Here is a 23,234-nt window from a genome sequence, read left to right on the forward strand (position 1 = left end):
GCGCGCAGCTAAAAACCCGCTTGTGAGGTTCTGGCCTCGCTTGCCCGGACATAACATATTGTCTTTACGGTATTTTCCACTCGTCGTGCGGATGATAGCTGCGATAGTGGAAAAAAGTAACAACATATTGTTAATTAAGAGTTTTCCACTATGTTAACTTGACCCTGGCTTAAGAGTGGAAAACGATGCTGAGAGAGTTGACCGGCGAGCAGCGGCGCCAACTCATAGATACGCAACAGGTCTACGAGGCTTGGCAGCATGCTGATGACCAGCGCCAAAGGCGCTTTGCAGGCAGCATGCGCTGGGTTGAGCGCAGCGGTGCTGAATACCTGCTGCGGAAGGTCCGGCAGGTCGAGAATTCACTCGGGCCGAAAAGCAGCCAGACGGAGAAGGCGTTCGCTGCGTTTTCCGAGGGCAGGGTGCAGAACAAGGATCTGCTGGCAGGTCTGGCCGATCGCCTGAACGGCCTGGCGAAAGTCAATGTGGCAATGGGGTTGGGCAGGGTACCGGCCATCGCCGCACGGATATTGCGGCGGTGCGCCGAAACAGACCTGCTGGGCAAGCAGTTGCTGGTTGTCGGCACGAATGCGCTGTTCGCTTACGAGGCTCTGGCGGGCGTCCAGATCACCAGCGGTCTCACGGCAACCGGCGACATCGACCTGCTCTTCGATTCGCGACGTCGCATCAGCTTCGTGACCGGCGAGAGGGTAAGCCAGTCCGGCCTGATAGGCGTGTTGCGTAAAGTGGACAGGTCCTTCAAGCCGCTCCAGCCCCGGGCCTTCAGGGCAGCGAACCGTGATGGCTATCTGGTCGACCTGATCCGTCCGCAGGCAAGACATGTCCTCAAGGACAACGCCACTACCTCGATTACACAGCATGCCGACGATCTCGACAGCGCACCCATGGAGGGGCTGCAATGGCTCATCAACGCCCCGAAGGTGGAGGCTGTGGCGATCGATGAGCGTGGCTATCCCGTAAGCATGCCGACGGTCGACCCTCGAATGTTCGCTCTGCACAAGGCTTGGCTGGCCACGCTGCCTGATCGGTCTGCGGTCAAGGCAATGAGAGATCGTGAACAGGCGGAAGCGGCTGCACGCATTGCCACCGCCTATCTTGCCCTTCCGCTGGACAGCGAACATCTCAAAAGGCCTCCGGCGGCATTGCGAGACGCCGCGGCCGCAACGCTGTCCCTTCCTGGCCCGAGCGGCTTTTCCGAAGACCTTCCAATTGAGCCGGACTGGTAGCGCCCACACGCCATGCTACGAAAATAGCATTCTCCCCTTGCGAAATGTGATGCTACGGTTCCCGGCGCACCCAGGGCGGAGGGGTTGCCAAGAGGAGAAGTGGCGGGCGCTGGCCCGGATTTCAGCGAGAACCGGACGGAGCTGTTGAACCATTGCAAGGCCGCCGCGTTTTCCAGCGTCGGCCACAAGGGAGGAACCACCTGTGAAAGCATCCTATCTCGTCTCAGCCGCGCTGCTTGCGGCGACTGCGATGCCGGCGGCGGCCGGCGAAATTTCCGACGGCAAGGTCAAGATCGGCATCCTCAACGACCAGTCGGGCGTCTATGCCGATTTCGGCGGCAAATGGTCGGTCGAGGCCGCCAGGATGGCGGTCGAGGATTTTGGCGGCAAGGTGCAGGGCGCGCCGATCGAGATCGTCAACGCCGATCACCAGAACAAGCCCGACATTGCCTCCAACATTGCGCGCCAGTGGTACGACACCGAGCAGGTCGACGCGATCATGGAACTGACGACATCCTCGGTGGCGCTCGCCGTCCAGGGGTTGTCCAAGGAAAAGAAGAAGATCGACATCGTCACCGGAGCGGCATCGGCCGACCTGACCGGCAAGCAATGCTCGCCCTACGGTTTCCACTGGGCTTACGATACCCACTCGCAGGCGGTCGGCACCGGCGGCGCGCTGGTGCAGCAGGGCGGCGACAGCTGGTATTTCATCACCGTCGACTATGCCTTCGGCTATTCGCTGAAGGAGCAGACCTCAAAGGTTGTTGAGGCAAGCGGCGGCAAAGTGCTGGGCGAGGTGCGTTACCCCTTGGGATCGACGGATTATTCCTCCTTCCTGCTGCAGGCGCAGTCCTCCGGCGCCAAGGTTATCGGCCTTGCCAATGCCGGCCTCGACACCTCCAATACCATCAAGCAGGCGGCCGAGTTCGGCATCGTCGCCGGCGGCCAGCGGCTGGCAGCACTTCTGTTCACGCTTGCCGAGGTGCACGGCCTCGGCCTGCAGGCGGCGCAGGGCGTGGTGCTCACCGAAGGGTTTTACTGGGACCGCGACGACAAGAGCCGCGACTTCGCCGGGCGCTTCTTCAAGCGCACCAACCGCATGCCCAACATGATCCAGGCCGGCACCTATTCGGCGGTGCTGCAATATCTCAAGGCCATCGACAAGGCCGGCACCGACGAAACCGAGGCGGTCGCCAAGCAACTCCATGAAATGCCCGTCGACGACATCATCAACGCCAACGGCAAGGTACAGGCCGACGGCTCGATGGTGCACGACATGTATCTCTATCAGGTCAAGAAGCCCGAGGAGTCGAAGAAGGACTGGGACTACTACACCTACCTTGCGACCATTCCGGGCGACAAGGCCTTCATCAAGGCTGAAGACAGCGGCTGCCCGCTCGTCACCAAGTGACGCTGGCGCAAGCCGTGGCCGTCCAGCCGGACGGTGCCGAAATCAAGCCGCGGGTGGTGCTCTCCGCCCGCGGCCTGCGGCGCGACTTTGCCGGTTTCGTCGCCGTCAACAATGTCGACCTCGACGTCCATCACGGCCAGATCCATGCGCTGATCGGGCCGAACGGCGCCGGCAAGACGACGCTGTTGAAGATGNGTCGCCTTGCAGCGGCCGAGCGGGCTCGGCTTCCAGTTCTGGCGCTCGCTGGCCGCGCTTGACCAACTGACTCCACGGGCGCGCGAACTGCTTGCCGTCGTCGGTCTCGACGATGTCGCGCATCGTCCGGCCGGCGATCTCTCCTATGGCAGGAAGCGCGTGCTCGAGATCGCCACCACGCTGGCGCTCGACCCGAAAGTGCTGCTGCTCGACGAGCCGATGGCCGGCATGGGGCACGAGGATGTCGGCGTCATTTCCGGCATCATCCGCTCGCTGGCAACGGACCGCGCCGTGCTGATGGTCGAGCACAATCTCACCGTCGTCGCCGACCTCTGCGACTGGATCACCGTCATGCAGCGCGGCCAGGTGCTCGCCGCCGGCGACTACGCGACGGTGAGCAACGATGAGCGCGTCAGGGTCGCCTACATGGGGACCGAGCAGGGGGACCGAGCATGAGTGAGCCGCTGCTTGCCGTGCGCGATCTCCATGCCTGGTATGGCGAGGGCCATGCGCTGCATGGCGTCAACCTCGACGTTTTTCGCGGTGAGACCGTGACGCTGCTCGGCCGCAACGGCGTCGGCAAGACCACAACGCTGCGCGCCATCATGGGGCTGGTCCGCAAGCGCAGCGGCAGCGTCGCGTTCGACGGCAGCGACCTGATGCGCCTGCCGCTGCATCGTGTTGCCCATCGCGGCATCGGCTTCGTGCCGGAGGAACGCGGCATCTTCGCCACGCTCACCGTCGACGAGAACCTGATCCTGCCGCCGGTGGTGGCCAAGGGCGGCATGAGCGTCGACGAGATCTTCGATCTCTTTCCCAACCTCAAGGAGCGGCGCAACAGCCCCGGCACCAAACTCTCCGGCGGCGAACAGCAGATGCTGGCCATCGCCCGCATCCTGCGGACGGGCGTGCAGATGCTGCTGCTCGACGAGCCGACCGAGGGCCTGGCGCCGGTCATCGTCCAGCGCATCGGCGAACTGCTGGCAACCTTGAAGAAGCGCGGCATGACCATCCTGCTCGTCGAGCAGAATTTCCGCTTCGCCGCGCGCATCGCCGACCGCTTCTATCTGATGGAGCATGGCAAGGTGGTGGAGGGTTTTGCCGTAAGCGAGCTTGCCGCTCACACGCAACAGCTGCACGATGTGCTTGGGGTATGATGACGACAGCCCACGGCAGTACCCCCACCCCGCTGATGCGCAGCGACCCTCCCCACAAGGGGGAGGGTGGAGGGCCACCGCCCTACCTCCCCCTTGTGGGGAGGTCGGACCGAAGGTCCGGGTGGGGGTACGTGCCGCACAGACGCATCCCGCTTGCAACACCCTCGGTGACGGCGCCATGACCATGATCTTCGGCATCCCCGTCCAGGCCTTGCTCGGCCAGATGCTGGTCGGGCTGATCAACGGCTCCTTCTACGCCATGCTGAGCCTCGGCCTGGCCGTCATCTTCGGCCTGCTGCGCATCATCAATTTCGCCCATGGCGCACTCTATATGCTCGGCGCCTTCATCGGTTACCTGCTGCTCGTCCATCTCGGCATCGGCTACTGGCCGGCGCTGCTCCTGGTTCCGCTCATCGTTGGAGTCTTCGGCATGGCGGTCGAGCGCGTGGCGCTGTCGCGGCTCTACCGCCTGGATCCGCTCTACGGGCTGCTGTTCACCTTCGGCCTGGCGCTGGTCATCGAAGGCGTGTTCCGTTTCTACTACGGCGTGTCGGGCAACCCTTATGCCGTTCCGGCGCAGCTTGCCGGCGGCACCAATCTCGGCTTCATGTTCCTGCCCAACTATCGCGGCTGGGTGGTGGTGGCCTCGCTCATTATCTGCATCGGCACCTGGCTCCTGATCGAAAAGACCAGGCTCGGCTCCTATCTGCGCGCCGCGACCGAGAATCCGGAGCTGGTGCAGGCCTTCGGCGTCAACGTGCCGCTGCTGCTGACGCTCACCTATGGGCTCGGCGCGGCGNATCGGAGCCCATCAGCGGACTGACCTGGTAGACGGGCGCGGCGCTCGCCGGCCTTGCCGGTATTCTCGCCGCGCCCGTCTACCAGGTCAGTCCGCTGATGGGCTCCGATATCATCATCGTCGTCTTTGCCGTCGTTGTGGTCGGCGGCATGGGTTCGATTCTTGGGGCCATCGTCACCGGCTATATGCTCGGCCTCGCCGAGGGCCTGACCAAGGTGTTCTATCCCGAGGCGTCGAACCTCGTCGTCTTCGTCATCATGGCGATCGTGCTGCTCCTGCGCCCCGCCGGCCTGTTCGGAAGGGACGCCTGAGATGAGCGAGGCAGCCCTTCACGACCAGCGCACCGCCGCCTCCGTGCGGCTTAAGCGGGTATTGCTGGCATTGGCCATACTGGCGCTGATAGCCGCGCCCTTCTTCGTCTATCCGATCTTCCTGATGAAGATGCTGTGCTTCGCGCTGTTTGCCTGCGCCTTCAACCTGCTGCTCGGCTACACTGGGCTGCTGTCGTTCGGCCACGCCACCTTCTACGGCGCCGCCGCCTATTTCTGCGCCTACGCCGTCAAGGCATGGGGCTGGCCGCCCGAGGCCGGCATCCTGCTCGGCACCGCCGGCGCGGCCGTGCTCGGCCTGGTCATGGGCTTCCTCGCCATCCGCCGGCAAGGCATCTATTTCTCGATGATCACGCTGGCGCTGGCGCAGATGTTTTATTTCTTCTGCGTCCAGGCGCCGTTCACCGAAGGCGAGGACGGCATACAGGGCGTGCCGCGCGGGCATCTGTTCGGCATCGTCGATCTCAACGTCACGCTCAACATGTATTTCGTCGTGCTTGCCGTCTTCCTCATCGGCGTCTTCGCCGTCTGGCGCATCGTCAACTCGCCGTTCGGCATGATCCTGCGTTCGATCCGCGAGAACGAGAACCGCGCCATCTCGCTGGGCTATTCGGTCGGCCGCTACAAGCTCGCCGCCTTCGTCATGTCGGCAGCCCTTGCCGGGCTTGCCGGCGCGACCAAGGCGATCGTCTTCCAGTTCGCGACGCTGACCGACGTCACCTGGCAGATGTCGGGCGAGGTGATCCTGATGACGCTGCTCGGCGGCATTGGCACCATGGTCGGTCCTGTCGTCGGCGCCGGCCTCGTCGTCGGGCTGGAAAACACGCTCGCCACCTCCGGCTTCCCGGTGACCATCGCCACCGGCCTGATCTTCATGATCTGCGTGCTGGTCTTTCGCCGCGGCATCGTCGGCGAGATTTACGCGCGCTGGCTGGCGCCGGCCAACGGCGAGGCAGGCCGCGATCAATAGGTGATGGTCACCACCACCGTGTCGGTGTAGACGCCGGCCGAGGGCGTCGTCTGCGGCGGCACGCGGCCGTAGACGATGAGCGGTTGCGCCAAGCCGGTTCCGGTGCCGGCCACCGTGCTTCCCGGCGTTCCGGCGTCACCCCAGGGCTGCGAGCGCGCGGCGTCCTTGTAGAGGCCGTAGGTGACCCGCTCGCCGCCCTTCGACATCTTGCGATTGGTCGGCGTGCCGCCTGTCGTGCCGCCATTCAGAGAAACCGTATAGGCGGTCGACGGCGTGCAGGTGACCGAGACCTGGCCGGTGGCATCGGCATTGGCGTCGAGCACGCCCTTGGAGCCGAAATCGATGTTCTGGGTGGCGACCAGGCAGTTTGCCGCGACCGTGGCGTTGATGGTGAAGGTCGGACTGGCGCCCAAGTTGCCCGCGCCGGTGTTGCAGCTGCTGCTCAACAGGGTTGTCCGGGAGCGGAACTCGAGTTGCCCGCCCGAAAATGTCGACAGATAAGTGCCCGGCGGAACGGTCGCCTGGCCGCCGGGAACCCGGCCATAGAGCGTCAGGGTGTCGATTGAGTTGCCGAAGAGATTGGGGCTCAGCAGCAGCGGTGGCGGGCGCGAGGCATAGGCCCAGTTATAGGTGCCCCAGACAACGCTCATTGCGGGGTCCGAATAGAGTTGATAGTTGAGGCTGTTGACGCCGCTCGCCATCTGCCGGGCCGCCGCCGAGGTTGCACCGCCGGTGCCGGCGGCAATATGCGGACAGACCAGGACGGGCAGCAGCAATGGCAAACTGCCGCTGCAAGTCGCGGTGAAGGTGGCTGTCGATGTCGCCGCGGTGCCCGACAGCGTGTCGATGAGGCCGAAATTCAAACTGGTGACGGTGTAACTGCAGCTCTGCGCCCGGGCGAGCGACGGGAGCAGCACCAGCAGCAGGGCGATGATTACGGCGCGCAGCATTTTTCCTCCAGCTCTCATTGGCACACCACGTTCCCGATCACCACTTGCCGGCCGCGCGCCGCCTCGAAGGGAAACTCTGCCCGGCATGAACCGCCGTCAGCGCGCTCGACCTGCACTGAATTCTGCTTGCCGAGGCCCTTGATGTAGGCCTGCCCGTCATAGCCGACGACAAAGTCTTCAGTGCCGCCATCGACGCGTCCCGAGAGTCCGGCTTCGAGTGGCGTTCCGCTCGAGTCGACCAGCGTCACCAGCGCGGCCTGCGCCGCCTCAGACACGCCGAACTTCAGCACGACGCCGTTGCGGTCGGCTGGGACGACGGTCTCCTTGGTAGCCGGGACATCCGCGTCGACTGGTAGATTCTTCGGGTCGATGGAGACCGTGTTCAGCTCATAAGAGTTGAGCCCGGTGACCAGGATGCGGCCTTTGCTGTCGGTCCTGCCTACCGGCCGGTTCTGATGCAAGACCTCGACATCAGGCGTGCCGACATCGACGACGGCAAAGGCATCGTCGATGCGGTTGGTGGCGAACACCCCGCCGCCTGCGACCGCAATGGCGCCGTCCATCTGGCCGGTCACGCGAAAGTCCTTGTCGAATTGCTGGGCGCCGGCCTCGAAACGCGCAAACGGCGCGCGGTAGCTGACCGCTGCCGAACGATTGGGTACCTCGCCCTCCGAGGTGCGCAGCCGCCAGCCGATGCTGCCGTCCTCGGCCCGCTCCGATTTGGCGAGGTCGGCAGTGACATTGAGGCCGTCAGGGCCTTGCTCGACGCCTGTCGACGCCGAGATCTCGTCGTTGAACGGGATCGAAATCCCGGCGAACACGCCATAGCTGCTGTCGTCGTCGAGATCGGCGAAGGCGGTGGCATAGAGCGTGCTGCGCTTGAAGATCGCCTGGCTGTAGGACAGGCCGACGATCTGGCTGCTTTCGCCCTCGGCGCTCTTCAAATGCGTATAGGACAGGTTGAGGCTGGAGAAATCGATCGGCATCGGCACGCTGAGTGTCACCTGGTCGACCGCGCGCGGCACGCCGGCGCTGAAACGGGTGAAGTCGTCGGGGTCGAGAACCGGCTCCGCCGTCACCGAGGCGATGTCTTCATAGCCGCCAAAGGCCCGCTGCATGTGGGCGTTGATCGCCCAGCCGTCATAGCCGAATTCGACACTGGCATCGACCAGCGAGCCGGTGCGCCGGTCATGATGGCTGCCGGCGACCGCCAGCGAAGCTGCGCCATATGCCCCGAGCGGGAAGGCAGCACCTATGCCGCCATTGATCAGATCGGCGCCGCCCTCGGCATGGGCTTCCAATGTCAGCCGGTCGGTCACGCCGTAGCGCGCTGTTGCGACGCCCATGACGCGGCCGTCATAATCGTCGGAGGAGATGCCGAAATTGCGCCGCGCCATCCCTGCCTCGACGGAAAAGTCGAGGAGACCCTGGCGCAGCAACATGCTGGAGGCATAGAACGGCAAGGTGGCCGTCGTCTCGCGGCCGAGGCTGTCGCGCAACACCACCTGCGCCTGCCCGGCGCCGGTGAACACCGGCAGGTTGGTGACCTGGAACGGCCCGGGCTGGATGTCGCCGGAATAGGTGCGCACGTTCTGCGTATAGACCTCGAGCGTCGACGGCACCGCCGCCGTGCCGCCGAAGGAGGGCAGAGGTAGCGTCACCAGGTCCGATCGCAGGTGGAAGTTGCGTTGCGCCTGGATGCCGCCGAGATAGATCGGACGCGTCCACGACAATCCACCGGAGATGAAGTCGCCGGCGCGGTAGGTCATCAGCCGGTCGGGGTCGGAATAGCTCCATGTCGTGTTGAGCCGCGTGAAGCCGCCCAGCCTGCCGTCGGAATAGCCGGCGATGAAGGATTGGCTGAGCGTTCCATAGGGGCTGAACACGCGCGCATCGAAGCCGCCGGAAACGCCTTGGAACAGCTCGACGTCCTTGTCGAACAATGTGTTGGAGCTGGCAAACAGCGAATAGTTGAGAACCGCGCCCAAGCCCGATTGCGGCGCCGGCCGGTCCTGCAAGCGCAAGCCGAGATCGACCATGCGCGCCTCGCGGCTGTCATTGGCGGCGGTGACGTAGAGGCGCTGGGCTACCTCATCGATCCGAAACGAAACGTCGGCCAACTGGTCGAGCCTGACCAGGCCGCCGGCGTCGGCTATGTCCTCCGGCGGTTTCAGGCCGACCTCCTTCAGCTCTTGGGGCGCCGCCGCCAGCCCACCATCCGGCATCTCGATAAAATTGCCGACCAGCTTGGTCGAAACGTCGTTGATGAACACCTCGAGATAGAGGCTGCGGCCCGCTGGTAAAACGGAAGCCGGCTGTTCGAGGTTCGTCACGGCCGGAAATTCCTGCGAACGCACCGCCAAGCAAGGTGTGAAAGTCGCAACCGCGACGATGACAGCGACGCTACTTGCCCTTGACGGCAACGTTGGCATCGAAGGGTCCAAGATCGCTCTGTGCCTTCAAAAGCACGGAGCCCGCGGACAGTGATTTGCCGCTGCCGATCGGCCACTGCATGGTCGCGCCGCCCAGGACATAACCGACGAGCCCGTTTCGGTTGCCGAGCTTTTTGCCGTTCTGGGTCAGGGATAGGTTGGACAAGCGGAGACGACTTTCACCGGTATTGCTGGCTGTCAGCACAAGACTGCCGCCCTTGCGCGAAACACTCCAGGCGACTGCCGGCGCGGCCGCATCGGCGTCGCGGAAAAACACCGGCACGGAGTAGCGCAGCGCGAGCGCGACCGTACCGGCCTTCTTGCGCGACGGGTCGGGTAACTCGTCGACGATGACGCGGTAGCTTTCCTCGGCCCGCACCGGCGCCTTGCTGACGCGCACGACGCGAACCACGTACTGGGCATTGGGTCCGAGTTTGGTCGATGGCGGGCTGGCGACGACGTCCGCAGTCGGCGTCAGCGTCTCGATCCCGCCAGCCTGGCTCCAGGCGAAGACGCGTATCTGCACATTGATCGGCCGCTTGGGGTCATCGTTGCTGAGGTTGAGAACCGCCGAGGCGTCGGGCGAGATCAGCTCGAGACCTGTCGGCGCCACCCTGAGCGAAGCGGCTTGTGAGAGACCGGCGCACAGCAACAGAACAGCCGTGGCTCCGATGCATGAAAGCATGGATCGCATGATCGTCCTCGTGTTGGTATCGATTGTCAGTACGTTATGGTGATCGCAACGGTGTCGGTGTAGAGGCCCGCCGCCGGTGTCGTCTGCGGTGGAACACGCCCGTAGACCGTCAGCGGCTGAATGGCGCCGTTGCCGGTTCCGCCGACCGTGTCGGTGGGGATCGTGGTGCCCCAAAGCTGCGTCCGGGTGCTTTCCCTGTAGATGGTGTAGTCGATCGTCGCCGACGCCGGCCCGGTCATCTTGCGAAGAGCAACCGTTGCGCCTGCGCCCGCTCCGGCGCTCAGACCAACATTGTAGGACTTGCCGGTCGTGCATTGCACGTTGATGGTGCTGGTCTGGTCGACATTCGCATCAATGACACCGTGCGAGCCGAAATCGAGATCGCTCGCCGTCTGCACCTTGCATTCGTCGGTAATCGTGATGCGGACATTCATGCTGCCCGTCGCGGTCGCGGCGATCGCGGGCAGGATGGGAAGCAGCGACGCTCCCGCCAGCAGCGCATATTTCAGCAATCTCATGCGTGTTTCCTCCGTCGGGCAGACCGTTCCTCGCAACACAGTCTTGACCCGGATTTCACTCCTACAGCTCCTCCGTTGCATGCTTCGCAAGACATCAACGATACAGTAATGTCAGAAGCGAACTGTGCAATGATTATTACAACTTAGATTCGGATTACGACAGCGAATAACTTCGGTATGTATCGGATAATTTTGGTTAATATTTGGTTAACAGAGATGAAATGGACATTTTTCCGAAGTGAAAGTTCGTCTGTCGAAAATTTATTTTGCTTCTCGTACCGAAGAGGCGAAAATATCTGGCAAATCATCTTGATTTTGTAGAGTCTCACCTGTCGTCCTTTATTATCGATATTTCGCGGCGTGCACCGGCGCCAAGCAGCCATCGCCATAGTTGCGCCGGTAGCTGTTCGCGCCTGTCCAAGCCTTGCGGTCGTGCTGACAGGGCCGCATTCGCCAAAACCGTGTTCCGCCCGGCCCAAGCATGGCCGTCCCGGCTGAGATAAATCCACCGCCGTCGGATCGCGGCGAAACACATGCGAATCGTTCTTGCCACGCTGGCCCGGATTTCCTTCGGCGGCGCATCGGCCGGACGGGAGATGCGCCTGTTGTCCCTTGGAGCCATGATCCACGGCCGGCAGCCGCGCGGACCGGCTGCCAGACGTCAGAAAAGGAAGAACGATGAAGAAGACCTATGAAAAGCCACAGCTCGAAAAGCGCCAGAAGCTGTCGCGTGTGACCGCTGTCGCCGGCCCATCAGTGACCAGTGAGAGCTGACGCCGTCGACCGGCATCGAACCACCAGCGGACAAGGAGAGCAGTCATGGATCAGCATGCGAACCCGTCACCCGGCTTCAGGCGCAATCCGGGCAAGGTGATCACCGTCGAGCCCTTCAACGGGCGTGTCGTCGTGTTTGCAAACGGCACCATCATCGCTTCCTCGGCAAAAGCCAAAATGGTGACCGAGCCGCCCCATCCCTTCTCCTTCTACATCCCGTTCGAGGACATCGACTTCCGGAAGCTCAGGAAGACGGAGCGGTCGACGCTGTGCCCCTACAAGGGCGACTCCAGCTACTGGAACGTGCTGCCGGCGGGTGAAACCGGCAACGACGCGATGTGGGCCTATGAGCAGCCCTTCGACGAGATGGCCGAGATTCGCGCCCACGGCGCCTTCTATCTCGACCGGGTCACCATCGACGCCACGCCGCGCTGAGCGCGTCATGCCTGTCGCCCAAAAGTGCCCAGCGTTTTTGGAGCCGACGACAGGCATGAACAGAGGAATTTTTTCAGATCAGCCAAAGCTGTCCTCACCCGGGGGCGCAGCGGTTTTGCGGCAACGGCATGCCGAAACGAAGACAAAAGGTCATGGACGAAAAGCAGAGAGCCATTCTCGACGAAATCCCGCGCCTGCGCCGCTATGCGCGCTCGCTGCTGCGCGACCGCGATTCCGCCGACGATCTCGTCCAGGACTGCCTGGAGCGGGCGCTGCTGCGGCTGGACAACTGGCAGACGGGAGAGAGCCCGCGAAAATGGCTGTTCACGATCATGCATCATCTGTTCATCGACCAGATGCGCAAGGTGAACCGGCGAGGCGAGGCCTCGATGCTGCCGCTGGAGGCCGGCGAGGCGCAAGCCTCTCCCGCCGACCAACTGGAGAACGTCGCCGCGCGCGAGATCATCGACGCGCTGCAGGCGATCAGCCCGGACCGCCGTGCCGCGCTGACCATGGTCGCCATCGAGGGCTTCTCCTATGCCGAGGCCGCCGAGATGCTCGGCGTTCCGGCCGGCACGCTGATGTCGCGCATCGCGCGCGGCCGTGAGGAACTGCGCGGCCTGCTCGAGGACAATGCGCGCCGCGCGATAAGGATCGTCGAGCCAGGCCCGGCCAGGGCGGTTCCAATCAGGGCGCCAATGGCATGACGAGCCCCAATCGCATGATGACGCCTTACGGCATGGTCCGGCACGATTGCAGGCCTTGTCCGCACTGTGGGCGCGGCGCACCCGGTAACGCTTTCTTCTCTGCTTGCGTGCATAGTGGCGGCGACGGAGTGAGCGAAACCAGGGCATGGCTGAAGAGAAAATACGCAACGGCGAATTCTGGGCGCTTGCGCTCGAACGCGCTCATCTCGGCGTATGGGAATGGGATATTTTGAGCGGCGACTGTTTCTATTCGCCAACCTGGTCGCACATGCTGGGTTATGAGGATGGCGAGCTTGCCAACAGCGACGACCTCTGGCTGAAGCTGACGCATCCCGACGACCGCCAGCGGGCGCTGGCCAGCGGAGAGCGGCACATTTCCGGCCTGACCGCCTCGATCGAGACCGAGCTACGCCTCAAGCACAAGGACGGCCACTGGATCTGGGTGCTGGACCGCGGCGGCATTGTCGAGCGTGACGAGACGGGCAGGCCGGTCAGGCTGATGGGCGTGCAGACCGACATCAGCCGGCAGAAAGAGGCGGAAGCCGAACTGGAGCGGGTCAATGTGCGCTTTCGCCTGGCGCTGGCGGCCAGCGGCACCGGCATCTGGCATCACGATATCGACGCCAACAAGAGCTATTGGGACGCCCGCACCAGGGAGATATTCGGCCTGGTCGCCGACACCGACGAGGTGGCCGCCGACCTCTGGCATTCCTATCTGCACCCCGACGACAAGGATGCCGCAGAGCGCGCCCATCTGGCGCCGCTTTCGACCGACGGCGTCGTCGCCGCGCAATACCGCATCGTCAGGCGCGACGGCGAAATCCGCCATGTCGAATCGCTGGTGCGCTTCATCGCGGCGCCTGAGACAGCGGGCCAGATTCTCGGCACCGTGCGCGATATCACCGAGGACAAGAAACGCGAGCGGGAACTCGCCTACGCCGCTCACCACGATGCGCTGACGGGCCTCTTGAATCGTGCCGCCTTCGACCGGCTGCTGGCCGTGCACATCGCCACCGAGCGGGCTTTGCCGCTGGCGGTGTTTTACGTCGATCTCGACTACTTCAAGGCGCTCAACGACTTCGCCGGCCACGCCGCCGGCGACCTGGCGCTGAAGGGTGTGGCCGCCGGTATTCTGGGCTGCCTGCCGGCATCGGCGCGTGCCGCGCGCCTCGGCGGCGACGAGTTCGCGCTGCTGGTGCCCAATTGCCAATCGGCCAAGGCCGAGGCGCTGGCCGGCGCGATTCTTGCGGCGGTCCGTGACGCCGACCTCGGACTGCCGGCGACCTCGCGAAAACTCGCGGCCAGCATCGGCATCGCCTTCGTCGAGGACACCACCACCACGGTTGCCGATGCGTTGGCCTGCGCCGACGACGCCTGCTATGCCGCCAAGGCGGCCGGGCGCAATCGCTTCGCGGTGTTTTCGGCCGATGCGGCGTCGGGCTCCGGCGGCCTCAACGCGGCGCGTGTCGCCGCCGACACGGTCGACGCCATGGATGACGGGCGGCTGAAACTGTTCGGCCAGGAAATCCATCTGCTCGGCCAGCCCTGGCAGGAGAGCCGCCACGTCGAGGTGCTGGCGCGGCTTGCCGGGCGCAATGGCAAGCTGATCCCGCCCAACGAATTCATTCCGGTCGCCGAGCGCTTCGGCATTGCCTCGCGGCTGGACCGCTGGATCATCAGGACAGCGCTTTCGCAGCATGGCGCGGCGATGCGGTCAGGCGGCATCATGCTGGGCTTCAACCTGTCGGCGCAGACGCTGAGCGATCCGCTGCTGTGGGATTTCGTCGACGCCGTCATCGCCGAGACCGGGGCGCCGCATTCCGGCATCGGTTTCGAGATCACAGAGACCGCGGCCGTCACCAATTTCGACGCCGCCGAGCAGTTCGTGCGCAAGGCGCGCGAGCGGCAATGCCGCGTCAGCCTCGACGATTTCGGCGCCGGCATGAGCTCGTTCGAATATTTGCGGCGCTTTCCGGTCGATCAGATCAAGATCGACGGCTCGTTCATCGAGAATATCGCGGAAAGCCGTTTCGACCGCGAGATCGTCTCGGCCATAGCGGGCATCGCCAAAAGTCTCGGCTGCGCGGTGGTGGCCGAAAAGATCGAGCAGCAGGAAGCGCTCGACATTCTGCGCGGCATGGGCGTGGCCTATGGCCAGGGTTTTCTGCTTCACCGGCCGGAGCCGCTCGAGGCGATCGTCACGCGGGCCGGCGAACAGTCACCGGCCAGCGGACAGTCGCCGGAAAAGCGCTTCGGCTGACGGCTCTCATCGCCTCGGGCTCGCGCGACTTGTCCGGCTAACCGGCGTCGGCCTTTTCCTGCTTTCGCTGCGCCGCCTCTTTCTTGCGGCGCAACACCTCATCTGTACCGACAAGGTCCTTCGAGCCGCCGGAAATGGCGGTCGAGACGACGGCGGGCGGATCGCTGGCCGGAAAACTGTCTTCGAGGCCTGATTGCAACTGCTCCTCGAGCGTCTGCGGGTTCTCGGAGCGGCCTTCGGCGCGGCGCTCGCCAACGGCTTCGACATCGCTCTTGGTGTCGGGGTGAGCGCGGGCTTCCGATATCGTCGACACCACCAGCTCGATGGCGAACTCTTTCATCGCCTCGGCTTGCGGCCCATCGACATCAGAGTCTTCGATCAGGCGGATGAGCGACTTTTCCAGGGCGCCCAGTTCCTTGACGCCCTGACACCGCGCCAGACGCTTGGTGAGCGAACCGATCAGCGCCGGGGCAAAGGTCGAATAGGCAAGCCTGCGTGTGTCGTCGACCTGCTCGGGATGAAGCTTTTGCAAGGACATAGATGCCTCCAGTCAATCAGCCGTGCAGCTTCTGCCGCTGGCCCCTCCTTAGGAAACAGAGGGGAGGGCAAGAGGTTCCATACAGTCCTCCAGGGTCGACGAGTTCAACTCCACAGCGACGCCATGGTCAGCGACGCTTCGAATATCTGCTCCCTGTTCTCGTTCAGCATCTTGACGGTGATCCGCCGGTGGTCGCCCTCCGGTATCTCGTCGCGCGCCACATCGTGCAATATGCGCAGCGCTTCGGCTCCCGCACGCTCCCGGCTGGGAAAAAGCTGCCCCTCTTCGTCAATCTGGGTCTCGGCGTTGTACAAGTCGAAGTAGAACCGTTCCATGTGTGCAAGGATCCCTGCGTGAAACGCTAAAGCGCGTCGCGGTTGAAAGGGCGCAGGCGACGCGCTTCAGGTCTGTGTTTTTATGCATGTCGTTGTCTCAAAATCGGGGCCATTTTTGAGCGACATGGATTAAATCCCAACCCGCACCCATGGTTCCATGGGACTGTGTCCTGAGCAGATTTCCTGCCAGGAGCCGTCGCCGTGCCGGCCGATTGCAACCGCACCCGATCTCCGGCGTTTGGCTAGGCCACCAATGTCCATGAAATCTCGAACTGGATCCTCGATGCTAGAACCGCTTTATCTCAACCTTGGCCAGCATGACGCTTTGTCCGAGCAGGAAAAGGGGCTGCTGGCCGCCGCCATGACCATCGAGATGGATTTTGCCACTGGCCAGGACATCGTTTCCGAGGGGTCGAGGCCAGGCTACAGCACGCTCATCATCGAGGGATTGGCGGCGCGCTACAAAGTGCTGGAGGATGGCGGCCGCCAGTTCACCTCGTTGCAGGTGCCGGGCGATTTTGTCGATCTGCACGCCTTTCTGCTCAAGACAATGGACCATGGCATCATCGCATTGTCGCCATGCCGGGTGATCGCCGCCGACCACAGTCGGCTAAGGACGATCACCGAACAGGCGCCTCATCTCAGCCGCTTGCTGTGGCTGGACACGCTCGTCGATGGCGCCATTCACCGGGAATGGATCGTGGCCATGGGCCGGCGGTCCAAGACGTCGCATCTGGCGCATCTTGTGTGCGAGCTGTTCGTCCGGCTGCAGGTGGTCAAGCAGACCAACGGCATGAGTTTCCGGCTTCCTCTGTCGCAGGCGGAACTGGCCGATGTGCTTGGGCTTTCGGTGGTCCACATGAACCGGGTCATCGGCGCGCTGCGCAAGATCGGTGTGATCGGCTGGGCGAACTACATGGTGACCATTCTGGACTGGCAGCAGCTGGTGGAAATCGCCGAGTTCGACCCGACTTATCTCAGCATGAACCGCGAGCCGAGATAGGCCATCCGGCGTTCGCCATGACATCGCCGGCAATCCGTCAGCCGGTCTTTCAACGATGCCCATCCAGCGACGCCAATTCGTCGAGCATGGCAAGGGCGGCACTTGGCTTCGTCGGCTTCAGCAAGCCCTGTTGGGCGGCGGCATTCTGGAAAGCGGCAAAGGCGATGTCCGGGCGGCAAATGCCGTTCAACGCGTCATCCACCAGCCTGTCGGCCGCCTTGTAAGCCGCCGCCTGCTTGTTCTTCCATGTTCCGCCGAGCGCCCTCCTGGCGTCGGCGACCGACGACACCGTCATCGCGCTTCCGTCCACGAATCTGATCGTCAGGGGCAGAAAACGGCTCATGCGCTCACCATCCAAACCATTCGCGTCTCGCCCGGATCGATCTCATCACTTGCCTCCTTGAAAACAGGATCGCCATAAACGAGGAAATCACAAACTGGTTGCAGCCCGGCGAGCTACATGTTGCTTGCCGGCCAGATCGGCCGATGCGGACGATAAGGCGGGCGCGGCGCCGGCTTCAACGGGATGTCGGCGAGCGAGCTGCGGATCGGCCTGAACAGTATCGGCGAAGACGCGGCGCGGCGGTGCAATACCGCGGCTGACAATTTGGCAATCAGATTTCGAACGTCCATGGGACACCTCGAGCGCGTTGAGAGTCCCCCCATCGCGATCACCTACCACCTCACGCCCAGCATCCGCATTTAACTTTGATATAGGCCGGACGAATACGCGCCGCGCGCAATGTCTGCCGCCGAGATTCTGCCGATCCTCGGCGGCGGCTATTGAGGGCGGCGCCAGGCTGGCGGTCACGCATCCCAGCAGCGACGTCGCAGACGCTGCTGCAACCGGATGAATTTTCGTGCATTCTTGTGCATGGCCACAATGCTTCGAACCGACACGCCGGCAAAATGCTGCTCCTATTGCGGTTCGCGAGAGCATGACTACGAGGATTGTCCGAAGCGCAAAGCAGAGGCGGAGCGGCAGTGGGAAGGCCAGGCAAAGCCCGGCGCCGAATCCGAGGCGACGGCCGAAGCCTAGCTGGGCTCGAACAGCTCGATCACGTTGCCGGACGGGTCTTCACAAAGAATCTGTCGCCCGCCCGGACCTTCGACGATCTGGTTGCGGAACCGCACGCCGGCCTCGCCCATCTCAGTCACGATTGACGGCAATTGCTCGACTTCGAGCACAAAGCGGTTCCATCCGCCCGGCTCGGGTGTCCGGCCGTCCGGCATCGGCCTGGCTGCCGACGCCAGGGGGCCGGCGAGCCAGAGCGAAAGGTCGCCGCGCGTCAGGATGGCCATCGCCGGACCGAATTGCTGCTTCAGCGCGAAGCCCAGATGGCTCGTATAAAACGCGATGGACAGATCGACATCGCGGACCAGATATCGGACGGACACCATTCGCAGGCTCCCTCACAAACGCCCCTTCCGAGAGATAGCTGGCGGGACAAGTCGGGGCAAGCCCGCGCGCACGCTTCGGGTGTCTATGGTGCGATTGCGTGGTCGGCCTGTCTCTCTCTCACGAAGGCCCTCAGCAGCTCCGTTCCCGCCGGCCAGTCGCCCAGCCCGCTATTGCTGTTGATGTGACCAAGCGGCCCGGCGATGTGCAGTTCGCTGCCCCATTGTGTGGCTTTCTCACCGGCATAGCCGTTCGGATCATAGGGATCGTCGGTGCTGGCCACGATCAGCGAGGGGAAGCGAAGCGGCCCGCGCGGCGTATCGGCGAAGGGAATTCCGTAAGCGGGATAGACCGGCGAGGCCGGGTCGGGAACCGCAACCAGAAACGCCCCGCCGATCCGACGGCTCGACACCGCCTGCCAATGCGCGACCAGCAGGCAGCTGAGACTGTGGGCTATGAGCACCGGCTGGGTCTTTGCCTGTGACACCGCGACGTCCAGCGCCGCCACCCAGTCGTCGAAATCCGGCAGCTCCCAGCTTGCCGGGCTGAAACGGCGCATCGCCGGGTTGGCCTGCTGCCAGCGTGTCTGCCAGTGGGCCTCGCCCGATCCGCCGCTGCCCGGCAGAATGATGAAGTCTGTCATGGAAAATCCTGTTTCTTCGCCGCAGATGATGCCTTAATTCTAGGTCTTCTCCTTGTTCGCGGAATGAGAGATCATCGGAAAGCGACGAAGAATTCCGATGGATTGAAGGTGTTCATGGCAAACGGCGATTACCGGCCACGGCTCGACCCCACCGACATGGCAATCATCGAGATCATGCAGGAGGATGGCCGCATCGGCATTTCCGAACTCGGCCGCCGCGTCGGCCTGTCCCAGCCCGCGACGTCGGAGCGGGTGAAGCGGCTGGAGGAGCGCGGCATCATCGCCGGCTACCGGGCCGCGATCGATACCACCGCCCTCGGTCTCGGCACCATGGCCATGATCCGCCTGCGCACCACGCATGAGCACATCCAGACCTGCCTGAAGAAATTCGCGGCCATGCCGGAAGTGGTTGAGGTGCTGCGGGTGACCGGCGAGGATTGTTTTCTGGTCAAGGTCGTCGTCCCGTCGCCGCCCGACCTCGAAAGCATCGTCGACGCCATCGGCCGCTACGGCGCGGTGACGACCAATGTGGTGCTGCGCGCCGAGCCGCCGAAGCGGTTGGGGCGGGAGCTGATGGCGAAGCTCTGAGCGGGGGGCAATCAGGCTTGCCCGCAAGCGGCGGCCTTTTCAGAAGTTCTGCTTCGCCGGGAAAGAATTTTGCGGGACGATGTCGGATCGGCGGCGTCGCGCCCGTCCTTGGGATGAAACCCGTTGCAAACCTTTGGAGCACATCATGGAAGCCGTTCAATCGCCGTGGCAGACCGCGGCCATTCTCATCGCCCGCCTGACCCTGGCCGCCATGTTCGCGATGGGGGCAGCCTTCAAGTTCATGGATATGAACATGACCGCCGGCTACATCGCCGCCGCCGGCTTCCCGTTCCCGCTGTTTCTGGCCTGGTGCGCCGCGATCCTCGAAACGCTGCTGGTGATCGCCTTGCTGACCGGAGCATTCTTCACGCCGGCCGCCCTGGTCGCCGCCGTCTACGTGGTCTTCCTCGGCTTTGCCTTCCACGGTCCGTCGCACTGGGCCGGCAACCAGGCCGAGTTCGGCGCCTTCATGTCCCATTTCCCGTTCGCGGCCGGCCTGCTGTTCGCCGCCGTGCATGGACCGGGCAGCGTGCTGGCCTCGAAACTCGGCCGAGGGTGAGGCCCCGCGTCGGCAGACCGCCTCACATCTGGTCGTTGTAGGGTTCCTTCATCTGGCCGACCATGCGGGCCAGTTTCGAGAAGGACGGCATGTCCGCCTCCGGCTGGCATTGATTGGCCAGTTCCAGCAGTCGGATCGGAAAGTTGACGGCGTCGCGGTTGGACTCCGACATGCCGTCGGACCGCTCCTCGCCGGTTTCGATGGCCTCGGCCTTGCGCAGCGCGATGTCGATATCCTCGACCGTGAGCAGGCCCTTGCGCACCAGCACCTGATTGATCGAAGCGACGGCCATCAGCAGGCCTTCGAGTTGCAGATTGGCGACGTTCATGGCTGTTGCTCCCATTTGGCTCACGCTCAACGCATGAGCCGCTGTTACGATCCGGACGGGGATGCAAGCGATAGGCGTCGGCCGATGGCCTGCGCTACTCTTCCATCCAGCGGCGGCCATATTCGGCCCACAGCGCCTTGACCTCCCGGCTGCCGAGGCGAGGGGCCGAGCCGTCGCCATAGGCGATCGAAACGCCGCTGATGTCGTAATGGGGATGGGCGTCGATGACGAAGCGGATCGCCTCGCCGAGCGGCCTTCTGCCGATGACCGGATCGGCCTGGCCTTGGCCGACGCTGCGAACGCCCGAAACAGTGGCTGGCGCTTGCCGCATCCTGAACACGGATGCCATGGCTGGTTTGTCCATCCCGCTCTCCCCCGAGTTGGAGTGGAATGATTCCATAAGAGCCAGCTAATGACCAGTCGCTAGACGGCCTGTCGAAGGCTGCGTCTTGTATCCTGCAGCCGGTTGAAGGACTGTTCAGGCCAGCGGATCCGCCGCCGGCGGCCTGGCGGGAAGGCCGAGCCTTGTCCGCTCGCCGTCGGCAAACTCCTCGGCCGCTTCCTGGGCCATGAACAGATGCTGGGTCACCGTGCCATTCTCGGCAACCAGCACCGCCCATTGGCGGCGGTCGACACGTTCCACGCGAACGTCATTGGGCTCTCCGGCCACCATGATCGTCCTCCAGCAGGCGTACGGCACGGAGGGGGCGTGCCTTTACGCCTTGGTCTTGCTCTTGGCCGGCGCCTTGGCGACCGGGGCCTCGGGTGTCCTGATGCCGAGCCCGAACTCCTTTGCCAGCTCCGAGCGCTTGGCGGCGTAGCTGGGCGCCGTCATCGGATAGTCACCGGGCAGGTCCCATTTGGCGCGATAGGCTTCCGGCGTCATGCCATGGGCGGAGCCGAGATGACGCCGCAGCGACCTGAACTTCTTGCCATCCTCGAGGCAGTAAATGAAATTCGGCGTTACCGAGCGCTTGCGGTTGACCGCGGGCTCAGGCGCAGGTTGCGGCGGAGCAACGGGATTGTCCACGGCCGCGAGCGCTGCATTGACGCTCTCGATCAACGCCGGCAGGCTATCCGGAGGCACTGAATTGTTGCGCACGAATGCCGCGACGATGTCGGCGGTCAGATTTATATTTCGGATTTTGTCCTCAGACATGGCTTCTTTTGCCCCCTTGATGCCAAAGAGCAAATTATCAGACAACATCCGCCGACGGCATGGCACTTTAGAACATATGCATATGACTTGACGCCGGATGTGGTAGCGCTAGCATCGCCGAGTCTCCGATCGATGTCGATGTAGGAATTCTTTCCTGACATATCTTGACCGGTGAGGGCAGCTATGCTATGATTTGTTCATGCTGCTGATTTGCGCCAGCAACCCGCCGCCGAGGCGGGTTTTTGTTTCATGCCGGCTTGGAAACAATAACGGCCAGTGACGCGAGTTTTCCCTCGCTCAGGCTGCTTATGTAGTTTTTTCGCCGATGCACGAACTCGGCGCCGAGCACGATCTCATTGGCCTGCTGCTGGGCCGGCGAGGGCACGATGCCGGAATTTGCCCGTTTCAACGCCAGCTCGACATGATCGCCGGTTTCGTCGATGACATCGTCGACCCGGAATCCGGCTGAAGCAAACAGGGCCTTCAGGGTTTCGCGGTCGACGAGATGGCTGGCCACAGGCGACACCGCCCAAGGCAAGGGATAGTGAGGCTCGCCGTCCGCCAGCACCGCCTCGGTCCAGACAAGCCTGGCCTTCGGCTTCAGTACGCGCCACGCTTGCCCGATGACCGCCGCCTTGTCGGCGATATTCATGCCGACATAGAAGCAGATCGCCGCGTCGAATGTGTCGTCCGCAAAAGGCAGCCTTGTCGCATCGGCCTCATGAAAACGGACTTTGTCACTTAGGCCGCAGAGCTCGGTCAATCGGCGGGATGCCTCGACGAACGCCTGCGTCAGGTCGACGCCGTCGACGCTGCACCCATAGGTCTCGGCAAGGAACCGGGCCGGGCCGCCAATGCCGCTGCCGATGTCCAGAACCCGATCGCCAGCGGAGGGCGCAAGACGCGCGGCATGCTCCTGCGTGGCGATCAGCTCGCGGCCATGAAGCTGATCGAACGGATAGAGTTGTTTGGCTGCGAGGCTGCCGGCCCTGGCGTCCGGCACAGCCGACAGGATGCGCTCGACGATGCCGCCGCTGCCATAGTGACTGGTCACATTGCTCATTGCGCTCTCCGACGAGGCCCAGCATCCCATCGAAGCGGCCCTCGCGCAATGCTGGCGGCGCCAAAGGACGAGGCTTTGACTGGAGTAGGAATTATTTCTTATCTGCATTGACGGGTGAGGGCAGCTTTGCTATGATTTGTCCATGGTGCTGATTTGCGCCACCGACCCGCCCACGAGGCGGGTTTTGTTTTCCTGATGCCCACAACGTGCGGATATCGGATGTCGGCGGGACAGCACCCCCCTCTGGCCTGCCGGCCGTTCGTCGTTCGGAAAGCCAAGCAATTGGCTTTCCGTCCGCTGCGCGGACCACTCCTCAACCCCCACACGGGGGGAGATCGGACTGCCGCCTTGCTTTCGCCAATCGTCAGCGCTGCAAATTGGTCGCGACCCTGGAGCTGCCAATCTCCCCCCTTGAGGGCATAGGCGCTAAGATAGCTTTGGCATGGACTGAAATTTGCGCTTTCGTGGTGGTTCGCGCCAGCGATATCGCAAGGCATGGAGATTGTGGCGCAGGGCCGCCAAGGAAGGTTGAGTAAAGATGGTCGCGATCAGAGAGGCGACGATCTGGCGGGTGGCGCGCCACAGTAGCGGGCGCCCGTCGCTCAAGGGGGAGAGACACCCAACTCCTGCGAGAGGGGTTCGGTCACGAGCGCGATGAGGAAGTGTGCAAGGATCCAAGGCCTTGCGATCCTTGGGTCCTTGGCGGGAGGAGAGCGCAGCCCGATCAGGCTCTTCAGGCGCTTG

The 23,234-nt window shown here is 63.4% G+C and carries 26 protein-coding genes and 2 pseudogenes; 13 read left to right on the forward strand and 15 right to left on the reverse strand.

Annotation, left to right across the window (positions count from 1 at the left end):
* The first annotated feature begins 185 nt into the window (after nt 1-185).
* The 6 genes and pseudogenes from X757_RS143320 to X757_RS143305 all read left to right on the forward strand — a co-directional run bounded on the left by X757_RS143320 (nt 186) and on the right by X757_RS143305 (nt 6,105).
* A complete protein-coding gene (locus X757_RS143320; protein ID WP_032996319.1) occupies nt 186-1,244 on the forward strand; it encodes a nucleotidyltransferase domain-containing protein in 1,059 nt (352 codons plus the stop codon).
* A gap of 202 nt (nt 1,245-1,446) precedes the next feature.
* On the forward strand, nt 1,447-2,655 hold the full coding sequence (locus tag X757_RS143315; RefSeq protein WP_023689847.1) for an ABC transporter substrate-binding protein: 1,209 nt from the start codon (nt 1,447-1,449) through the stop codon (nt 2,653-2,655).
* Between the two features lie 14 nt (nt 2,656-2,669).
* Nucleotides 2,670-3,306, forward strand: a pseudogene (locus X757_RS01000000165110) (ABC transporter ATP-binding protein).
* Entirely contained in the window at nt 3,303-4,007 is a 705-nt protein-coding gene (locus tag X757_RS143310) for an ABC transporter ATP-binding protein (protein WP_023727088.1), read from the forward strand. Before X757_RS01000000165110 ends, X757_RS143310 begins: the two are co-directional and overlap by 4 nt.
* A 178-nt stretch (nt 4,008-4,185) precedes the next feature.
* Nucleotides 4,186-5,117: pseudogene (locus tag X757_RS01000000165115) on the forward strand (branched-chain amino acid ABC transporter permease).
* 1 nt (nt 5,118) lies between these two features.
* Nucleotides 5,119-6,105 (forward strand): branched-chain amino acid ABC transporter permease, encoded by a 987-nt coding sequence (locus X757_RS143305; protein WP_023727091.1) that lies wholly within the window; start codon nt 5,119-5,121, stop codon nt 6,103-6,105.
* Here the strand turns inward: X757_RS143305 and X757_RS143300 are convergent.
* Genes X757_RS143300 through X757_RS143285 form a run of 4 tightly spaced genes read right to left on the reverse strand, consistent with a single transcriptional unit; the run spans nt 6,099 to nt 10,699 of the window.
* Nucleotides 6,099-7,055 (reverse strand): spore coat protein U domain-containing protein, encoded by a 957-nt coding sequence (locus tag X757_RS143300; RefSeq protein ID WP_023693755.1) that lies wholly within the window; start codon nt 7,053-7,055, stop codon nt 6,099-6,101. The genes X757_RS143305 and X757_RS143300 overlap by 7 nt on opposite strands.
* A gap of 14 nt (nt 7,056-7,069) precedes the next feature.
* A complete protein-coding gene (locus X757_RS143295) occupies nt 7,070-9,487 on the reverse strand; it encodes a fimbria/pilus outer membrane usher protein (protein WP_031251455.1) in 2,418 nt (805 codons plus the stop codon).
* The gene (locus X757_RS143290) at nt 9,459-10,181 is read right to left on the reverse strand and encodes a molecular chaperone (protein WP_031251457.1); all 723 of its coding nucleotides are present in this window, start codon (nt 10,179-10,181) and stop codon (nt 9,459-9,461) included. Before X757_RS143290 ends, X757_RS143295 begins: the two co-directional genes overlap by 29 nt.
* A gap of 26 nt (nt 10,182-10,207) precedes the next feature.
* Nucleotides 10,208-10,699, reverse strand: coding sequence for a spore coat U domain-containing protein (locus tag X757_RS143285; RefSeq protein ID WP_023727094.1), 492 nt, complete (start codon nt 10,697-10,699; stop codon nt 10,208-10,210).
* An 819-nt stretch (nt 10,700-11,518) separates the two neighbouring features.
* On the opposite strand from X757_RS143285, the gene X757_RS143280 reads away from it, so the two are divergent.
* From X757_RS143280 to X757_RS143270, 3 genes are all read left to right on the forward strand, one after another.
* Nucleotides 11,519-11,908 (forward strand): DUF427 domain-containing protein, encoded by a 390-nt coding sequence (locus tag X757_RS143280; RefSeq protein ID WP_023727095.1) that lies wholly within the window; start codon nt 11,519-11,521, stop codon nt 11,906-11,908.
* A gap of 152 nt (nt 11,909-12,060) precedes the next feature.
* On the forward strand, nt 12,061-12,615 hold the full coding sequence (locus X757_RS143275) for an RNA polymerase sigma factor (protein ID WP_023727096.1): 555 nt from the start codon (nt 12,061-12,063) through the stop codon (nt 12,613-12,615).
* A 145-nt stretch (nt 12,616-12,760) separates the two neighbouring features.
* Nucleotides 12,761-14,875 carry an EAL domain-containing protein gene (locus X757_RS143270; protein ID WP_023727097.1) on the forward strand — a complete coding sequence of 705 codons (2,115 nt, stop codon included), beginning with the start codon at nt 12,761-12,763 and terminating at the stop codon, nt 14,873-14,875.
* Between the two features lie 37 nt (nt 14,876-14,912).
* Here the strand turns inward: X757_RS143270 and X757_RS143265 are convergent, their stop codons facing one another.
* Nucleotides 14,913-15,413, reverse strand: coding sequence for a hypothetical protein (locus tag X757_RS143265; protein WP_023685942.1), 501 nt, complete (start codon nt 15,411-15,413; stop codon nt 14,913-14,915).
* 104 nt (nt 15,414-15,517) lie between these two features.
* Nucleotides 15,518-15,748 (reverse strand): hypothetical protein, encoded by a 231-nt coding sequence (locus X757_RS143260; protein ID WP_023671435.1) that lies wholly within the window; start codon nt 15,746-15,748, stop codon nt 15,518-15,520.
* A 283-nt stretch (nt 15,749-16,031) separates the two neighbouring features.
* On the opposite strand from X757_RS143260, the gene X757_RS143255 reads away from it, so the two are divergent.
* Nucleotides 16,032-16,751, forward strand: a complete 720-nt coding sequence (locus X757_RS143255) for a Crp/Fnr family transcriptional regulator (RefSeq protein WP_023671436.1) — start codon at nt 16,032-16,034, stop codon at nt 16,749-16,751.
* A gap of 49 nt (nt 16,752-16,800) precedes the next feature.
* On the opposite strand, the gene X757_RS143250 is transcribed toward X757_RS143255, so the two are convergent.
* Nucleotides 16,801-17,094 (reverse strand): DUF982 domain-containing protein, encoded by a 294-nt coding sequence (locus tag X757_RS143250; RefSeq protein ID WP_023671437.1) that lies wholly within the window; start codon nt 17,092-17,094, stop codon nt 16,801-16,803.
* Between the two features lie 113 nt (nt 17,095-17,207).
* Nucleotides 17,208-17,384, reverse strand: a complete 177-nt coding sequence (locus X757_RS1000000168100) for a hypothetical protein (RefSeq protein WP_023727098.1) — start codon at nt 17,382-17,384, stop codon at nt 17,208-17,210.
* A 241-nt stretch (nt 17,385-17,625) separates the two neighbouring features.
* On the opposite strand from X757_RS1000000168100, the gene X757_RS1000000168105 reads away from it, so the two are divergent.
* Nucleotides 17,626-17,790 (forward strand): hypothetical protein, encoded by a 165-nt coding sequence (locus tag X757_RS1000000168105; protein ID WP_023671439.1) that lies wholly within the window; start codon nt 17,626-17,628, stop codon nt 17,788-17,790.
* Here the strand turns inward: X757_RS1000000168105 and X757_RS143245 are convergent.
* Together X757_RS143245 and X757_RS143240 are read right to left on the reverse strand one after the other, a co-directional pair.
* Nucleotides 17,787-18,152, reverse strand: a complete 366-nt coding sequence (locus tag X757_RS143245; RefSeq protein WP_023727100.1) for a VOC family protein — start codon at nt 18,150-18,152, stop codon at nt 17,787-17,789. The two genes, X757_RS1000000168105 and X757_RS143245, sit on opposite strands and share 4 nt — an antisense overlap.
* A gap of 83 nt (nt 18,153-18,235) precedes the next feature.
* Nucleotides 18,236-18,793: an alpha/beta hydrolase gene (locus tag X757_RS143240; protein WP_023727101.1), complete on the reverse strand. Its 558-nt coding sequence runs from the start codon at nt 18,791-18,793 to the stop codon at nt 18,236-18,238.
* A gap of 114 nt (nt 18,794-18,907) precedes the next feature.
* Between X757_RS143240 and X757_RS143235 the strand changes: the two genes are divergently transcribed.
* Together X757_RS143235 and X757_RS143230 are read left to right on the forward strand one after the other, a co-directional pair.
* A complete protein-coding gene (locus tag X757_RS143235) occupies nt 18,908-19,381 on the forward strand; it encodes an Lrp/AsnC family transcriptional regulator (protein ID WP_031251460.1) in 474 nt (157 codons plus the stop codon).
* 145 nt (nt 19,382-19,526) lie between these two features.
* Nucleotides 19,527-19,940 (forward strand): DoxX family protein, encoded by a 414-nt coding sequence (locus tag X757_RS143230; protein WP_023727103.1) that lies wholly within the window; start codon nt 19,527-19,529, stop codon nt 19,938-19,940.
* Between the two features lie 22 nt (nt 19,941-19,962).
* On the opposite strand, the gene X757_RS143225 is transcribed toward X757_RS143230, so the two are convergent.
* The 5 genes from X757_RS143225 to X757_RS143205 form a co-directional block, all read right to left on the reverse strand.
* Nucleotides 19,963-20,268: a hypothetical protein gene (locus X757_RS143225; RefSeq protein WP_023671444.1), complete on the reverse strand. Its 306-nt coding sequence runs from the start codon at nt 20,266-20,268 to the stop codon at nt 19,963-19,965.
* Nucleotides 20,269-20,362: 94 nt separating this feature from the next.
* Nucleotides 20,363-20,632 (reverse strand): hypothetical protein, encoded by a 270-nt coding sequence (locus tag X757_RS143220; protein ID WP_023697755.1) that lies wholly within the window; start codon nt 20,630-20,632, stop codon nt 20,363-20,365.
* Between the two features lie 114 nt (nt 20,633-20,746).
* Nucleotides 20,747-20,941 carry a hypothetical protein gene (locus tag X757_RS143215; RefSeq protein WP_023689866.1) on the reverse strand — a complete coding sequence of 65 codons (195 nt, stop codon included), beginning with the start codon at nt 20,939-20,941 and terminating at the stop codon, nt 20,747-20,749.
* A gap of 42 nt (nt 20,942-20,983) precedes the next feature.
* Nucleotides 20,984-21,427 (reverse strand): MucR family transcriptional regulator, encoded by a 444-nt coding sequence (locus X757_RS143210; protein WP_023727104.1) that lies wholly within the window; start codon nt 21,425-21,427, stop codon nt 20,984-20,986.
* A gap of 247 nt (nt 21,428-21,674) precedes the next feature.
* Nucleotides 21,675-22,490, reverse strand: a complete 816-nt coding sequence (locus tag X757_RS143205) for a class I SAM-dependent methyltransferase (protein ID WP_023727105.1) — start codon at nt 22,488-22,490, stop codon at nt 21,675-21,677.
* Nucleotides 22,491-23,234: the final 744 nt, after the last annotated feature.

The organism is Mesorhizobium sp. LSHC412B00, from assembly GCF_000503035.1.
Lineage (GTDB): Bacteria > Pseudomonadota > Alphaproteobacteria > Rhizobiales > Rhizobiaceae > Mesorhizobium.